The organism is Pontibacillus sp. ABV4_188 (genome assembly GCF_056311905.1).
On the sequence record NZ_CM149975.1, the window covers coordinates 3410509 to 3426447 of the forward strand.

General features: G+C 43.4%; 13 protein-coding genes. 4 read left to right on the forward strand and 9 right to left on the reverse strand.

Annotated features, from left to right (window positions below):
* Positions 1–245 precede the first annotated feature (245 nt).
* The gene (locus ACYX4O_RS17420) at positions 246–3434 is read left to right on the forward strand and encodes a hypothetical protein (RefSeq protein WP_476352634.1); all 3189 of its coding nucleotides are present in this window, start codon (positions 246–248) and stop codon (positions 3432–3434) included.
* Positions 3435–3746: 312 nt separating this feature from the next.
* On the opposite strand, the gene ACYX4O_RS17425 is transcribed toward ACYX4O_RS17420, so the two are convergent.
* The 3 genes from ACYX4O_RS17425 to ACYX4O_RS17435 form a co-directional block, all read right to left on the reverse strand.
* Positions 3747–5165 (reverse strand): glycosyltransferase family 2 protein, encoded by a 1419-nt coding sequence (locus tag ACYX4O_RS17425; RefSeq protein ID WP_476352636.1) that lies wholly within the window; start codon positions 5163–5165, stop codon positions 3747–3749.
* On the reverse strand, positions 5153–6208 hold the full coding sequence (locus tag ACYX4O_RS17430) for a HEAT repeat domain-containing protein (protein WP_476352637.1): 1056 nt from the start codon (positions 6206–6208) through the stop codon (positions 5153–5155). The genes ACYX4O_RS17425 and ACYX4O_RS17430 overlap by 13 nt, the downstream gene beginning before the upstream one ends.
* A gap of 65 nt (positions 6209–6273) precedes the next feature.
* Complete coding sequence (locus ACYX4O_RS17435) at positions 6274–7233, reverse strand: LacI family DNA-binding transcriptional regulator (RefSeq protein WP_476352639.1); 960 nt, start codon at positions 7231–7233, stop codon at positions 6274–6276.
* Between the two features lie 97 nt (positions 7234–7330).
* On the opposite strand from ACYX4O_RS17435, the gene ACYX4O_RS17440 reads away from it, so the two are divergent.
* Positions 7331–7465, forward strand: a complete 135-nt coding sequence (locus tag ACYX4O_RS17440; protein ID WP_476352641.1) for a hypothetical protein — start codon at positions 7331–7333, stop codon at positions 7463–7465.
* A gap of 182 nt (positions 7466–7647) precedes the next feature.
* On the opposite strand, the gene ACYX4O_RS17445 is transcribed toward ACYX4O_RS17440, so the two are convergent.
* From ACYX4O_RS17445 to nagE, 5 genes are all read right to left on the reverse strand, one after another.
* Positions 7648–8481: an aldo/keto reductase gene (locus tag ACYX4O_RS17445; RefSeq protein ID WP_476357190.1), complete on the reverse strand. Its 834-nt coding sequence runs from the start codon at positions 8479–8481 to the stop codon at positions 7648–7650.
* 275 nt (positions 8482–8756) lie between these two features.
* Positions 8757–9482, reverse strand: coding sequence for a phosphonate metabolism transcriptional regulator PhnF (gene phnF / locus ACYX4O_RS17450; protein WP_476352643.1), 726 nt, complete (start codon positions 9480–9482; stop codon positions 8757–8759).
* Positions 9483–9502: 20 nt separating this feature from the next.
* On the reverse strand, positions 9503–10228 hold the full coding sequence (nagB, locus tag ACYX4O_RS17455) for a glucosamine-6-phosphate deaminase (protein ID WP_476352645.1): 726 nt from the start codon (positions 10226–10228) through the stop codon (positions 9503–9505).
* Complete coding sequence (nagA, locus tag ACYX4O_RS17460) at positions 10225–11409, reverse strand: N-acetylglucosamine-6-phosphate deacetylase (protein ID WP_476352647.1); 1185 nt, start codon at positions 11407–11409, stop codon at positions 10225–10227. The genes nagB and nagA overlap by 4 nt, the downstream gene beginning before the upstream one ends.
* A gap of 51 nt (positions 11410–11460) precedes the next feature.
* Positions 11461–13371, reverse strand: a complete 1911-nt coding sequence (gene nagE, locus ACYX4O_RS17465; RefSeq protein WP_476352648.1) for an N-acetylglucosamine-specific PTS transporter subunit IIBC — start codon at positions 13369–13371, stop codon at positions 11461–11463.
* 514 nt (positions 13372–13885) lie between these two features.
* Here nagE and ACYX4O_RS17470 point away from each other — a divergent pair.
* Positions 13886–14236 (forward strand): hypothetical protein, encoded by a 351-nt coding sequence (locus ACYX4O_RS17470; protein WP_476352650.1) that lies wholly within the window; start codon positions 13886–13888, stop codon positions 14234–14236.
* A 4-nt stretch (positions 14237–14240) separates the two neighbouring features.
* Complete coding sequence (locus ACYX4O_RS17475; protein WP_476352652.1) at positions 14241–14531, forward strand: hypothetical protein; 291 nt, start codon at positions 14241–14243, stop codon at positions 14529–14531.
* A gap of 131 nt (positions 14532–14662) precedes the next feature.
* On the opposite strand, the gene ACYX4O_RS17480 is transcribed toward ACYX4O_RS17475, so the two are convergent.
* A complete protein-coding gene (locus tag ACYX4O_RS17480; RefSeq protein ID WP_476352654.1) occupies positions 14663–15853 on the reverse strand; it encodes a PDZ domain-containing protein in 1191 nt (396 codons plus the stop codon).
* Between the last annotated feature and the right edge of the window lie 86 nt (positions 15854–15939).

Genomic DNA, 15939 nt, shown 5'->3' on the forward strand with positions numbered 1-15939 from the left:
TATTCTTACTATAAACTAGACTTATCGTCTAGAACAATACTCCATCTCGAAATATAGGCAAAATGAGCGTTTAGAACGGTTTTATCGACACTTATCGACACGATTTAGGTAGTTCATTCGCCTCATTTCTCTTTTTAATCGCTTCGACCCACTCACAAAATGATCCAAAAATAGAGAATACTGTGTTAAAGATCAGGATATGAGATAATACATATACACTCTACTTCTACAGAGGAGGACATGAGATGAAGAAATGGCCATTTGTACTTGGAGCTTTTTTGCTTATATTAGCATTTCCTTTTATATGGTGGTTCTTAGAGCCTAAGCAGCCGTTAGAAACACTCATAGTGGATAAAACTGTACCTAATGAGTCCTATAGAGAGCACAAAGGACTAACGTGGCTATTAAATTATGAAAAATATACGAAGGCTAATGGAGAGGACTATGACGCGGAGCAAGATTACGTGGGGTATCATCCTGGTGAAAAACAGAGAACTTCCTCTTTACCGAAAGACTTAAGCACCTACAATATGATCTACCTTGCTGATACATACGGCGTTTATGACGCTGATTTAAAAGGAGACAATAGCGACGGTGAGAAATCCTCTAAAGTCACAGGCGGGTTAACGAAGGAAGAGGCCGAACAAATAGAAGCCTCCCTCTATGAGAATCCAGCCACTTTTATCGCAGAATTTAATACCTTTTCAAGCCCTACAAGGGAGGACGCACGTCAAACGATTACTAATCTATTAAACATTGAAGCAACAGGTTGGTCAGGACGTTATTTCAAAGATTTATCTAAAGACGCACAACAAAGCGAAATTCCTAAATGGGCCGTACGCGATTATGAAGAGCAACAAGGAAAAGACTGGTCATTCAAGGGAGCTGGTTTTGTACTCGTTCATAGAGATAACACCATTGTTGTGCTAGAAGAAGATGAGCACGTATCTGGCGAGGGTATTCGAGCTACCTTTACAAATGAAGGGGAAGAACGATTCGGACTAAAAGAGAGCCCCCATTACGCTTACTGGTTTGATATTGTACAGCCTTATGATTCAAAAAATGTGATGGCTTATTATGACTGGGAGCTTACTGAACAAGGAGAGAATAAATTAAGCAAGCACAACATCCCACTTCAGTTCCCTGCTGTAACACGTACAACAAAAAACAATTATCCAGCTTACTACTTTGCGGGTGATTTCGCTGATATGGAGTCACTGCCCCCCTTCTATCAATACAAAGGCGTAGCAAACTTCCGCAAATGGTTCTCCTTTGATGATCCGTCCGATCCTGAACCCTTTTACTGGAAAACCTATGTACCTATGTTAAAAGAAATTCTAACAGAAGCGAATACGTCACCAAAGGGACAAGAAGAGGAGACTAAGAAACAAGTAGCCAATGAAGACGGGATTTCTTACCCTACAAGAGTTGGTGAAAAGCGTTTTGAAATCTATCAAAGTGGAGAATGGAAGCCCGCTCTTATGAAAGGCGTGAATCTTGGCATGGGGAAACCTGGTGCCTTTCCAGGAGAAGCTGCCATAACACAAGGAGAATACGCCAGATGGTTTAAACAAATCGGCGAGATGAACGCTAATGCAATACGTGTATACACGCTTCATCCACCAGGTTTTTACAGAGCTCTAAAGAAATACAACGAAGAAGCTGATGAACCCATTTACGTTTTCCACGGTGCTTGGGTTGAAGAAGAACCACTAGAACGTCATTTAGACAGTTTTCATGAGGAAAATACAGAGTCATTTAAACAAGAAATCTCGACTTTAGTGGACGTCATCCATGGAAATGCGGAAGTTCCAGAGAAACCAGGACATGCAAGCGGCGTTTATAACGCCGACATCTCTGAATATGTCATTGGCTGGATTATTGGCATTGAGTGGTTCCCAGAGATGGTCGAGAAGACAAATGAGAACCACCAAGGTATGGGAGATTACTCCGGAGAGTATGTGTACACGGAGGACGCACAGCCCTTTGAACATTGGCTGGCATCGATGATGGACCACACCATTCAATACGAAATGGAGCATTACAATTGGCAACGTCCGATTAGCTTCACAAACTGGCCAACGACTGATTTTCTCGAGCACCCTTCAGAACCTCTTGAAGATGAGGATCTAGTTGGCGTAAACCCAAATGTCATTCACACGAACGAAGACACGTTTAAGCCAGGTATGTTCGCAAGTTATCATGTGTATCCGTATTATCCGGATTTCTTAAACCATGATGAAGAGTACCTATCCTACAAAGACCAGCGCGGAGAAAACAATAGCTATGCAGGTTACTTAAATGACCTCATAAGTCAGCATGATATGCCCATTCTTGTGGCCGAATTTGGGGTACCTGGATCTCGCGGAAAGACACACAAAAACCCATTTGGCTGGGACCAGGGACACCATTCTGAACAACAACAAGGTGAAATCAATAAGCGCTTATTTGAAGACATTGTCGCAGAAGACACACTTGGTGGACTCGTCTTCACCTGGCAGGACGAATGGTTCAAACGAACGTGGAACACGATGGAACTTGATAATCCAAATAGACGTCCATTTTGGTCAAATGCACAAACCAATGAACAACAATTTGGACTGTTATCCTTTGACCGCTTAAAACGAACCATAGATGGGAAAGGAGAATCATGGCAAGACGCTATACTTTCTTCATCCGAAAACGGAAAAATGAAGTCAATAGCCACTGATCATGACGAACGTTACCTCTACCTTCGTTTAGAAATGGATAAGAGCTTCAACTTTGAAGACCAATCGCTCCACGTGGCCTTCGATACGATTCAAAATCAAGGCATCACAACACTTCCAGATGAAGTTACAACAGAACAAGGTGTCGATTTCCTCCTAGAGATGAACGGCACAGAACAAGCTGAGATCCTTGTAGATAGCTACTATGATCCATTTTACTATCAATACGGCGAATCACTCTCAATGATTGAGCAACAATCGTACGCTAGTAAAAAGGATAACGGGGAGTTTCACCCAATTCGTTTAGCCCTTAATAAAGGGTTAACCATACCATCAACTGGTGAAGTTATTCCCTTCTCTTCCTATGAAACAGGAAAGTTACAACACGGAAACGCAAACCCAGACTCTGAAGCTTACAACGCCTTAACCGATTACGCAATCGGAGAAAACGACCAAATCATCGAAGTCCGAATCCCATGGCAACTCCTCAACATCAAAGACCCAAGTCAAAAAGAACAAATGACTGACTTATGGAAAGAAGGGTTAAAAGGATCTCGAAACTTCGAAAACCTATCCATCATGGCCTACACAAAACAAGGCAATGAAATCAACTCAAAAACCAACTTCCTCCCCTACACATGGGAGAACTGGGACGAACCAAAATCAGAAGAACGCTTAAAGAAATCCTATGACATTATGAAAGAAGCATTTGAACAAGCGGACTAATGAAAGACCCCCGATCGATTATGTAATTGATCGGGGGTCTTTTTTGTATAAGGCATTGATCTTGGTACTTCATAATTTTTATTCAAGAATAAGGCAGTAATCTTGATATCAAAATATATGCTCGGTCCGTTCATCTCCAAAATAGTCAGGGCAGGCTTGGGGGCTGCGAGACTCCCGCGGGAGAGAGAGCTAGACGAGACCCCACAGAGAGCGCCAGCGAACGAGGAGGCTCGACAGCTCGCCCGCAGGAAAGCGAGTGGTCCCCAAGCCTGCCCAAGCACTTTTCACCGTAACGGACCATCCAGATTCTCTTTATTGCGATATCCCCTTTCGTTTCATCTCACCCCACCCTTGCTGCTTCCTCACAACCTGAACAAGCCCAAGCATACGCCAGAAAACAGTCAACGGACGATACCAAAACGTTTCCGATAAGGAATAGAAAAACAACCGAATGATATGACTCTCTTTCGGATAACGCCTCAGGCTCCACTCCTCTAAAAGAACAGCACCCATCGAAAGAATAGAACCATAGAATAAAGCTAGTAAAAACATAACAATCGCAACTTGAATGTTAATGATTCCAGTTAACACACCTATAGGTACTAGAATATAACCAAGCAACTCAATGAAAGGTCCAATGAGTTCAATCAAAACGAAATAAGGAACAGAAATCAACCCAATGCTGCCATACCGTGGATTAAATAGCATTCGCTTATGATGCCACAAGGATTCAAATAATCCACGGTGCCAACGGCTTCGCTGTCGCTTTAACATCGTGGCATCCTCAGGTGCCTCTGTCCAGCAAACAGGATCAGGCACATAAACAATTTGACTCTTTTCTTTTTCTTCTTTCATCAAACGATGAAGGCGGACAACGAGCTCCATATCCTCCCCCACCGTTTCCCTTCGGTAGCCACCAGCGCGTATGACGGACTCTTTATGAAATATGCCAAACGCCCCTGATATAATCAGCAACAGGTTGTGACGACTAAGCCCTATTCTACCCATAAGGAACGCTCTCAGGTACTCAATCACTTGCATCACGACTAGAGGAGACCTCGATAACCCAATCTCCATCACTTCCCCTCGTTCAATACGACACCCATTGGCGATTCGTATGCTTCCACCTGCTGCAATAACTTCTCCGTCTGACTCAATGATGGGTTTCATGACTTTCAAGAAAGCATCCCGTTCTAATATAGAATCTCCGTCTAACGAACAGACATAAGGGTATCGCGACACGTTAATTCCGGCATTTAACGCATCAGCCTTCCCGCCATTTTCCTTATCAACCATAATTACATTGCTGTGAACAGATGACTGATAGATCCCTCGTATCGGTTCTGTATCTAGTTGTTTCCGCACGACGCGAGGAATCTTTTTCATATCAAACTTATCCATCATAATATCTACTGTTTGATCTTTAGATCCATCGTTCACCACAATAATTTCATACTCACTATAATTCATACTTAAGAGCGCTCGGACACTATTGTAAATCCCAACCTCTTCGTTATAAGCAGGTACAATAACTGACACAGGCTTCGCATCGATGTTATCCAGGTAATCTTCATAAGGTTCTTTTTGGTTCAGACCATACTGTTGCCGAAGTTGTCTTGACGAAATAGCGAGCATGACGGAATAAAACCCAATGACGACGATCATATAGGCAATAAATAGATAGGTAAATAACTGAAATAAGACGTGAATAACTGCTCCTATGATTTCCATAAAGCCCCCTCGCTTTCTAACCACTGATACGCCATATCACGGGCATAAGGATCTTCACTTGTTTCATAGATATGCGCTAAAATCATATCACCATCCTGATAAGCGGTTAACGCCCCTCCCGCTGCCTGTCGAACAAACCAATTAGAGTCTGACAACAAGGTTACAAGGATAGATTTATACCTTTCCTTCTCTGTCACTTTAGCAATTCGGGCAACCATCATCCGTTCTTGGAAGTAGTCTGATGTGGCAAGAGCCAAAACAGCGTCATGACGTGACACATAACCGAATGTTTCGAGAACTTTCAACACACTTATTCGAAGTTCGAAAGAGTCACTTATAAGGTGCTCTTCTAAAAAAGGAATGCGGCTGTAATCTTTCATCTCTCCGACCCATTCCACAACAGCCTGTTGTAACGGCAAAGGCAATGAATCAAACTGATCAATAAAGTTCTCATTATCCATTTGAGGTAGCCGACGCAGTACTTCCTTATACAAAAATTTAGGATAAGGCTCGTGGGTACCTAGAAGATCATAGATTAGCTCTTCAGAACCGAGAGCGCTAAGTGTGCGTACCAGTTGATAGTGTTCCTCTTTATTTTTGTACGTTTTATTTTTATAACGGTACCACAACAGTTCCTGGAAATGTTGAACCTGGAAATCTTCAATATGATAAAGAGCGTTCATACGTAAACTAAACCGTCGGTGGTGGAGCAGGCGTTTATAGTAATCTGTCATTGTCCATTGAACAAACGAATTTACCCTCATTTTCACATAAGGGTCCTTTAACGTTGTAGTCAGCTCTTCAAGCAATTCAGACAGAACTTCATAAACGATTTGTTCATTTTGGATAAGTCTTGAATGTCCTTCTTCTCCTGACAAAACAACTTGTTGAACGACCGGTTTTAATTTCTCCTTATAAGATTCTTTCCTACTTTCATACCGAATGTTTCTTCTCTTTTGAAAAAGCAGAAACATAAGAACCCCTACTAATACAAGCGCCAAAACAAGGACAAAAAGCGCGATCCAAATGATAGAAAAATTCATCAATGATACGTCCTTCCTTACATGAATAATGCATATGTCAGTATATGGATAATAACTTCAGAACTTTACACACTTCCCCGCTCGACGAGTTCAAACGGATAGATAGCAGAAGTAGAGTTCTTATTGCTTACTTTCTCAACAAGTGACATTCCCACTTCATGAAGAGGGAGTTCAATTGTCGTCAGATCAAGTGCTTCAGCAATCGGGTGATTATCAAATCCAAGAATGGCAACATCATAAGGAATACGAATCCCCTGCTTCTCAGCTTCCATCCTGAACCCAGCAGCGACCTGATCACTTGTTATGAGCAATGCAGATGGTTTCTCCTCAAGTGACATGTACTCACTAACTACGCGCTTCCCATCTTCAATCGTTAAACAATTGTTAAATACCCAATTCTTACGATAAGGCTCTTCTATCATTTCCAACTCTTCACAATAAGCGATTTCTCTTAGATTACTATTTGTTCCTTCCATTCGTCCAATACAATACCCAATGTGTCGATGACCTTTTTCAATGATATATCGCATACCAAATCGGAAAGCTTCATAATGATCAACCGACACACATGGGATACGAGTATGGTTCGACGACTCACACACCACAATCGGACCGAAATCCTGATAGGCCTCGACCGCCTCCCATCCACTAGCACGAGAAAGAATAATTAAACCGTCTACTTGCTTGCGCTTCAATGCTTCTAACGCCTTACTTTCTTCTTGTTTCTGATAATTGGTCTGATAAAATACAAGGTTGTAATCACGCACAAGCGCTTTGTCTGCAATCCCGTTAAGCAACGTAGAAAAGTAGGAATGGTTAATAAAAGGAACCACCACACCTAATAACCTCGTTTCCCCTTTAGATAAATGGATCGCATTGATATTTTGGTAATACCCAAGCTCCTCCATCGCCTTTTCTACCGCCAGCCGCTTCTCATCCGTGACATAAGGATGATTATTCAACACTCGTGACACCGTCGTCACCGACACCCCAGCCTGTTTCGCTACATCTCTTATATTCGCCATACCCTCACCTCAACTATATGTAAAAAAACCTTGCTATGAAACGCGTTTCATACCCTATAGTAAATTTAAACCAATCAAAATGAAAGGAAGATTAACTATGATAATCGGAATTCTAACACTCACCCTATTATGTTTATTCGAATGGGGAACCATCCACTACCTACAAAATCAAAACAAACAACACCCAGAACCCCACTACGAAACCATCTTCTACGACTTCCATGAAGACTAACACACTAAAGCAATAAAGGGTGCCAGACACCCGTTCGCGCTCTAAAGAAGTGAAGGATAAAAGGGTGTCTGGCACCCTTTATCACATTACCACACAGACGCGTGCCTGGCACCCTTTACTGTATTAACGTAAAGAAGGTACCTGTCCTAGTCGGACAGGTACCTTCTGGATTGGCCTGTTATTTAGAAATCAAAGTTGTCTGGGTCTGGACCTACGCGGTGGTTTTCGTTAAGTTGTGTAATTTTCACCACTTCTTCGTCTGTTAGTTGGAAGTCGAATACATCGGCATTTTCTTGAATGCGATGTTGTTTTGTAGATTTTGGAATCGTTACAATACCGATTTGAAGATCCCAACGAATAACGATTTGCGCAGCGGTTTTGTTATATTTTTCAGCGAGCTCTTGAATAACTGGCTCTTCTAGAATTTGTCCTTGCATAAGCGGACTCCATGCTTCTACTACTATGTCATGCTTCTCGCAGTAGTCGCGTACTTCTTGTTGAGCAAGCTTCGGATGAAGTTCAACTTGGTTAATGACAGGTGTTACTTCCGCATCCTTTAATAAATCATCCAAATGATGAGGTTGGAAGTTACTTACGCCAATCGCACGGATCTTGCCGTCCTGATAAAGCTTCTCCATCGCCTTCCAAGATTCTTTATATTTCCCTTCAACAGGCCAGTGAATTAAATATAGATCCAGGTACTCAAGACCTAACTTCTCAAGGCTCGTTTCAAACGCTTGTAACGTTTCCTCATACCCTTGGTCAGAGTTCCAAAGTTTAGATGTTACAAAGATCTCCTCACGATTTAAGCCTGAATCCTTAAGTGCTTGTCCTACACCTTCTTCATTCTTGTAAGCCGCGGCTGTATCAATGCTACGGTAGCCGTGCTCTAATGCCCATTTAACAGAATTAATAACTTCTTGGCCATCTTCTACTTTAAATACGCCTAATCCTAAACGAGGCATGTCTACGCCATTATTTAGCTTGATTGTATCTTGTAAACTATTCATGATTATTACTCCCCTCGGATCGTTCTTGAGCTCATGTGCTCAGCTTTTTTAGCGTACCACCATCACAAGTACGATTACAAAAATTTAGCCTTGGCATTTACCCATTAGAATAACGAGGCTTTAGAACACCCATTTTTGGCCATCACACTAAACAAAAAAGACCAGCACCCTCTATTAATGCTAGTCCTACACTATTAATAATCAATCCGATCTCGATAAGCTGCGAACAGTTGAATATCCCTCCTAGACGTGTCAGGGAGATCGTATTCACCGTCCCACCTCTACTTTCTAGTGATGTCACTTCTAAATTTGTAGCGATCTGCCCGATAAGCTGATTTCACAACTTCAAAGGGAGTTCCATCTGTTAATACCGAATTCCGCTCAATCACAAGAACTGGCGAAGAGAGTGGAACTTGAAGCAAATCCGCTTCCTGCTGATCCACGATTGTTGCTTCGATTAGCTGTGTTGCTCTTCCAATTTGGTATCCATGAGTGGCCTCCATGTATTCATAGAGTGAACCTTGCACAATATCCTGATTTAACCCCGGAGCTAATTTTGCTGGTATAAACGTCGTTTCAACGGCCATCGGTTCATGATCCGCAAAACGAATTCGCTGAATTAAAAATAGCTCCTCTTCTTGTTTGATTTTAAGCTTCTCAGCCATCTCGGCTTGGGCGGGAACAACGTCAAAATGAAGCAAACGACTGCTTGGCATCATTCCACGTGCCTTCATATCTTCTGTGAAGCTCGTCATTCCTTGTAACGGTTGTTCAATCTTTTGCTCGGCCACAAACGTTCCACGGCCCTTTTCCCGGTACAAAATACCATCGTTAACCATATTCGTAATCGACTGACGAACAGTCATACGGCTTACTTCATACGTCTCTGACAATTCTCTCTCCGACGGAATCATATCCCCAGGTACAAATTCACCTTGTTGAATTTTTTGCTTTATATGCTCTTCAATCTGGTAGTACATCGGCATTGGGGAACGTTTATCCAGCATGATAACCCCTCCTTTTCATATTAGATTTTCTGATAGGCAGACAATTCCACAATCAGCGTCACATCAGGATGGGAATGAAGAGCTGAGGCTGGGAAATCCTCACTCACTTCCTTGGAAAGAAGTCTACTAATCGCATCTGCTTTCTTCTCACCGCTCGCAATAAGAACGATTCTTTCACTCTTCATAATAGATTGAATCCCCATCGTAATCGCTTGACTCGGCACATCACTCTTCGATTCAAAAAAACGCGCATTGGCCACTCTAGTAGAATCAGCTAATTCCACGACATGCGTTTCACTCGTAAACGAACTTCCAGGCTCATTAAACCCAATATGACCATTATGGCCAATCCCAAGTAGCTGAATGTGAGGTGGTCCAGCCTGCTCAATTAACGTTTCATAACGTTTACATTCTTCTTGTAAATCGGGCGCCTGACCATTTGGGATATGAGCATTTTCTATATCCATATTGACATGCTGAAATAGCTGTTCCTTCATATAAGTGTGGTAGCTTTGCGGGTGATCTTTGTCCACCCCGACATATTCATCTAGGTTTAGAGCTGTGACTTGAGAGAAGTCTAGCTCACCTGCTTGGTAGCGTCGAATCAACTCTTGATACGTCCCTCTAGGCGTTCCACCTGTCGCCAATCCGAGCACGCTCTCTTCATTCTCTTCTATGCATTGTTGTAACAGATCGGCTGCTTTTTGACTCATTTCTTGATCGTCTTTCGTTACAATAACTTTCATGAAAGCTCCTCTCCTTTACGGTAACTAATCATTCCTCTACAGATCGTCGCCACAACGTTCAGCGCATCATCCATCAGAACAAGATCGGCGTCTTTGCCGACTGCTATGCTTCCTTTTCGATCAAAAACACCCAGCTGTTTCGCCGCATTCTCAGACGTTACTTGAACCAGTTCATGCTTCGTTAAATCACTAATGGATTTCATACGCTGCGCCGCTTCTTGTAGAGTTAAGATACTCCCGGCTAATGTCCCGTCTTGAAGTCTGGCTTCTCCGTCTTCTACATGGACATCTTGACCACCAAGATCATACACCCCTGCTGGCAAGCATTTAGCTCGCATCGCATCCGTTATAAGTATAGTATGGTCAGACCCTTTTTGAGCATAGGCAAGGCGGACCGCATCAAGGTGAACGTGAATTCCATCTACAATCATTTCCGTCATCAGCTCATCATGAAGGAGTGCTCCCCCCACTACTCCAGGCTCCCTGTGGTGAAGACCGCTCATCTGGTTAAATAAGTGAGTCACATGCTTCGCTCCATGAGCTACTGCTCCTTTCACTTGGTCAAACGTTGCATTCGAATGTCCAATTGAAGGGACCACGCCTTCATCTGACAAATACGTAATAAAATCAAGCGCTCCATCTAGTTCAGGGGCAAGCGTAACAAGCTTAATATGCCCTCCGCTCTTATTTTGCCATTTCTGGAACAAATCCAATTGAGGCGGCACAATATGCTCAAGCGGCTGAGCTCCTGCTTTATCTTTTGAAATAAAAGGTCCTTCTAGGTGGATGCCAAGCATCTCTGCCCTGCCATCTGGCTTCTGCTGATGGACGTAACGACCTCCATTTTCAACAGCACGTTCTATTGCATCATGAGACTGCGTCATTGTCGTCCCAAGAAAACTAGTTGTACCTTCTCGTGGAAGCACGCGGCTCATTTCCTCTAATGCTTCTTCCGTGCCGTCCATCACATCACAGCCATTCGCTCCATGAATGTGCACATCAATGAAACCGGGATATAGGGTGAGTTGGCGCCCCGCCCCGTCGATCAACACCTCAGCTTCCTCAAGCATCTCAGTTCCTATCTTTTGAATCTTTCCGTCCTGAATGAAGACGTGCCCGGTTTCAACCGTTCTGTCTTCTAAAACAAGTTCCACGTTTTTAATCGCATAAATCTTAGACATAACAGCCCTCCTCATAAGAAAAAGAGAGCCGAAACCCTCCTTTTTCTTGTTTTATTTTTGAATCGTTACTATATTAGTGGTTTGTGAATCTTGATTCCCCGTCTTATGAAGAGTGAAGGATTCTCCCTCCAAGTTCGTGAATACAATCGGCGTTACGATAGAAGGCACCTTGTCACGGATTTTATCAAAGTCAACTTTAATAAGAGGCGTACCTTTCGTCACCGCTTGCCCATCTTCAACAAGAAGATCGAATCCTTCTCCCTGGAGCTTCACTGTATCAAGTCCAATATGAATGAGGACCTCAACGCCACTTTCTGTTTCAAGTCCAATCGCATGTTTGGTCGGGAAGACGTTCACAACTTTCCCGTCTACAGGAGATGTAAATGTATCGCCGCTCGGATCAATAGCAAAGCCCTGCCCCATCATTCCTTGCGCAAATACTTCATCCGGAACTTCTCCTAGCTCCATCACACGACCTTCAATCGGCAAGGCAAAATCTTCTCCAGCTAACTCTTTTCCATTCGTCGTTACTTCACACGGAGCTGCTCCATCAACCGTTTCATCTGGCGGTCCTGTATCTCCTCGATCCATCCGCTTACGTATCGCATCGGCAACAAATTCAACGGTTGTTCCTACAATAACCTGAAGATTCTTCTTGCTCATTTTCATGACTCCTCGAGCACCGAGTCGTTTAAGCTTTTTCTCATCCACTTTGTCTTGGTCCGTAATCTGCATACGTAAACGCGTCGTACAGTAATCAAGACTTTCGATGTTGTTCATGCCACCAAGAGCTTCAATATAGTGATAAGCGACCGCATCATAGTCGCCCTTCTCTGTCTGGATTTCGTCTTCCTCCATGTCTTCATCCTCACGACCAGGCGTCTTGAGGTCTAGTTTTATAATAAGGAAGTAGAAGATCACGAAGTAAAGAGCTCCCATCACGATTCCAAGACCAGCTAGTAACAACGGATTCTGAGCTAATGTAAAGTTCAACAGATAATCAATTAAACCTGCCGAGAATCCGAATCCGTGTCGCGTATCAAGTAAGTAGGCTGCAATCATAGACACACCCGTTAAGAGCGCATGAACGACGTACAGTAAAGGCGATAAGAACATGAAAGAGAATTCAATCGGTTCTGTCACACCTGTTAAGAATGATGTAAATGCAATACTAAAGAGCAAGCCTCCAACAGCGGCTTTACGCTCCTTCTTCGCTGCCACATACATAGCCGCACAAGCTGCCGGTAGACCAAACATCATAACCGGGAAGAAGCCAGCTAAGAAATAACCCGCTTCCGGGTCTCCATTTAAGAAACGATTAATCTCCCCGTGGAACACCTCACCTGAGGCTGTAGTAAATGTTCCGAAATCAAACCATATCACAGCATTCATAACGTGGTGCAATCCCACAGGAATTAAAAGGCGATTTAAAACACCGTAGATTCCAACACCAGCTGTCCCGGCATTTAAAATCCAGTTTCCTAGCGCATCCAGCCCATCTTGTACAGGCGGCCACACAAATCCTAGCACAAACGCCGTCGCAACCATCACAAGGGACGTAATAATCGGGACAAACCGCTTCCCACCAAAGAAAGCCAGCCAATCCGGAAACTTCACATTGTAATACTTGTTGTACAGCAAACCACCGGCAATACCAGCAATCACACCGCCAAACACTTTCATATCTATATCAGGGTCAATTGACTGAGCTCCCTCTGTTAAAACCAGGTACCCAATCGCACCAGCAAGGGCCGCTCCCCCACTTCCATCGTGCGATAACCCCATTGCAATTCCTATAGCAAAAATAATAGCAAGGTTCCCTAAAATCCCGTTCCCCGCAGCGGTTATAAACGGAATATCAAGCATATCTTCCTTCCCAAGCCGCACAAGTAACGCAGCAGCTGGAAGTGTCGCAATTGGAAACATCAAAGACTTTCCAATGCGTTGCAAAAAGTTGAGCATAAGCTTCCTCCTAAAGATCATAATAAAAATGAAAACGCTTTTTATTACGTATAGAATACCACCTAGTTATCTAGTTGTCTATACCAGTAATAGTGTGAACGGAATTTAATTATATTATGTTTGAGAGATGTCTCGGCCTTTTGGAGGGCGTTCTGACGCTTGGGGCGGGCGTTCTGACTCTTTCGGCGCGCGTTCCGACGCTTGGGGCGCGTGTTCCGACATTTGGGCGGGCGTCCCGACTCTTGAGGCGCGCGTTCCGACTCTTGGGGCGGGCGTTCTGACTCTTGGGGCGGGAGTTCTGGCACTTTCAGCGCGCGTTCCGACATTTGGGCGGGCGTCCCGACTCTTGGGGCGCGCGTTCTGGCACTTTCAGCGCGCGTTCCGACGCTTGGGGCGGGTGTCCTGACGCTTGGAGCGGGCGTTCCGACGCTTGGGGCGCGCGTTCTGACGCTTGGGGCGGGCGTTCTGGCACTTACGGCGCGCGTTCCGACGCTTTCGGCGGGCGTTACGACACTTGGGGCGGGCGTTCCGACGCTTAACAGTCGTCGTTCATGAGTTAGGTCATATACTTGCAATTATCATCATCAACTCAAAAGAAAAGCGGAAATTACTTCAGTTTAAAATACAGGTAAATATCAAATATTTCTATGTCATACACGACAAATATTCCAACCCTTTTTATAACTTAATGGTAGCTATAGCTGGCCCGGTTGCTCCAGTTTTATTAGCCATTTTATTCGTAAATCTTGGTGGAGGGAATTTCATTACCGTTTTCCTTCTCACCTCTTTATTCAACCTACTCTTTATGCATCCAAGCTTGCCAGATGGTAAGAACATCATTCGATCTATAAAGGAAATGGGGTAGAAACATGGTTACATTATTTAAAGCTATCTTTAGTGGAGTCAGTGTGGCTCTCTTGTATATATTAGTTATTCTGATTGCACCTTTCATTATCCGTTTTAGTGGGAATACTAACTTCTCTTCACAACCAGAATGGATCAATGCCAAATTGTATTCCATCGAAGTGAATGGGAATGAATTTAACTCACAGGCAACGGCGATGGGCTTTGTGCTCTCCATTTTGATTGGTATCGTTTTATATTTCATTATTAACAGACTGTCTACTAACAGACAGGACAAGAATCATAGGGTTACTTGAGTTTTCCTGCATCCATTTGAGTACTTAGCTATGCTGGAAGAATTCTATTAAAAAATGCAGAGCGGATCACCCTCTGCATTTTTGTGTTTGAACAAATGTACTATTTTTTTGCCTGTCTTAAGAAAAGAATGTTATTTCGCTTTCTTTTGCTTCGCGTACTGATCCTTCACAAATACTAACCCTAGCTCATAATGATCGTCTTCATACATAGCTCGTTTAGCAAAGCGAATTTCACCTGCTGTATCACGGACGGCAATCTTGCAATAAGCAAGGTTAGACTGAACGGCATGATAGAAGTCTTGTTCATTCGTTACATGTAACCCGTTCACCTTTTCGATTGTTTCCCCAACGACCAAATTCATATCATCCGCAGGAGAGCGTGGGATTACACCTAATATCGGCAGACCGTCATGACGGGGTGTGAAATAAGGGTTTTTCCCATGATCTCGCCATCTTAATAAAAATGCACTAACCTCTCGGCCAACAGGTGCTACAAATATAGCAACTAGCGACAGAACCGGATAGTAGAAGCTTGCGACAGCCAAGCCAAACACAACAATCGATAGCACAACCATTGATGCGCGCATCGTTAGAGCTGCATGTCTTGGAGACACACCGCGAACCACATGTTCAAATCCTAATAGAATTGGCGCTAGCATTAAGCCATATGTTTCATCCCCAACAGCAAGCATAGGCCACCACTCTACAAAAGGCTCAATCGCTCCACCTGGGATTAAGAAGAAAACAGGAAGAAAACCAAGTCGCTTCAAACGATGTTGACCAATTAACTTCCCCCGTCCCCCTTTTACATATTGAGGGAAGGAATCATTATTTTGAAATCGTTGATACATAATCGCTTCAACCATTAATAATACCCCAAGCAATAGCGCTAAAGCTGATAAACTCGTGTCTTCTAAAACACTTACCCATGAGTCAGGTAGGAACGATCCACTGAATTCTGGGATCCATAATAAAAGCACTGCAGTTAGCGCTAACGTATAAGCCGGAGAAATCCAGTAAAACCGAAGAGACAAAGTAAGAAGAATAACAACAACTGCCCACAATAAGACAACAGGATAAGGAAGTGAAAAACCGACGGCTATCGTTATAATCGAAAGTATAAGTCCAACGAGTAAGCTCAAACCAATCGTCTTACGCCACTCTGCAAATATATTAAATATCTTACTCCCAAAATCCCGCCTCTCCCGCTTAATCCTCTTCACAGAAGCCAAAAGCAAAAGCAACACGGTCCAATATAAAATCGGCTGCAAAAACAACCGCCCAAACCCTCTCCCAAGTTCCAAAAACCAATCAGAAATCATGATGTAAACCTCCTAAAATGAAATGCGCAGGCGGGTTGGTCAGGGCCGTACGGATAAGCAAAATGACGGAAGTGGGCTTGTCCCAC

Excerpts from the sequence above, each read along its gene's own strand:
- phnF (WP_476352643.1), bottom strand. The coding sequence starts at position 9,482 with ATGCTGGATAAACGTTCCCCAATGCCGATGTACTACCAGATTGAAGAG.
- ACYX4O_RS17420 (WP_476352634.1), top strand. The coding sequence starts at position 246 with ATGAAGAAATGGCCATTTGTACTTGGAGCTTTTTTGCTTATATTAGCA.
- ACYX4O_RS17425 (WP_476352636.1), bottom strand. The coding sequence starts at position 5,165 with ATGGAAATCATAGGAGCAGTTATTCACGTCTTATTTCAGTTATTTACC.
- ACYX4O_RS17440 (WP_476352641.1), top strand. The coding sequence starts at position 7,331 with ATGATAATCGGAATTCTAACACTCACCCTATTATGTTTATTCGAATGG.
- ACYX4O_RS17480 (WP_476352654.1), bottom strand. The coding sequence starts at position 15,853 with ATGATTTCTGATTGGTTTTTGGAACTTGGGAGAGGGTTTGGGCGGTTG.
- ACYX4O_RS17430 (WP_476352637.1), bottom strand. The coding sequence starts at position 6,208 with ATGAATTTTTCTATCATTTGGATCGCGCTTTTTGTCCTTGTTTTGGCG.
- nagE (WP_476352648.1), bottom strand. The coding sequence starts at position 13,371 with ATGCTCAACTTTTTGCAACGCATTGGAAAGTCTTTGATGTTTCCAATT.
- nagB (WP_476352645.1), bottom strand. The coding sequence starts at position 10,228 with ATGAAAGTTATTGTAACGAAAGACGATCAAGAAATGAGTCAAAAAGCA.
- ACYX4O_RS17435 (WP_476352639.1), bottom strand. The coding sequence starts at position 7,233 with ATGGCGAATATAAGAGATGTAGCGAAACAGGCTGGGGTGTCGGTGACG.
- ACYX4O_RS17475 (WP_476352652.1), top strand. The coding sequence starts at position 14,241 with ATGGTTACATTATTTAAAGCTATCTTTAGTGGAGTCAGTGTGGCTCTC.
- nagA (WP_476352647.1), bottom strand. The coding sequence starts at position 11,409 with ATGTCTAAGATTTATGCGATTAAAAACGTGGAACTTGTTTTAGAAGAC.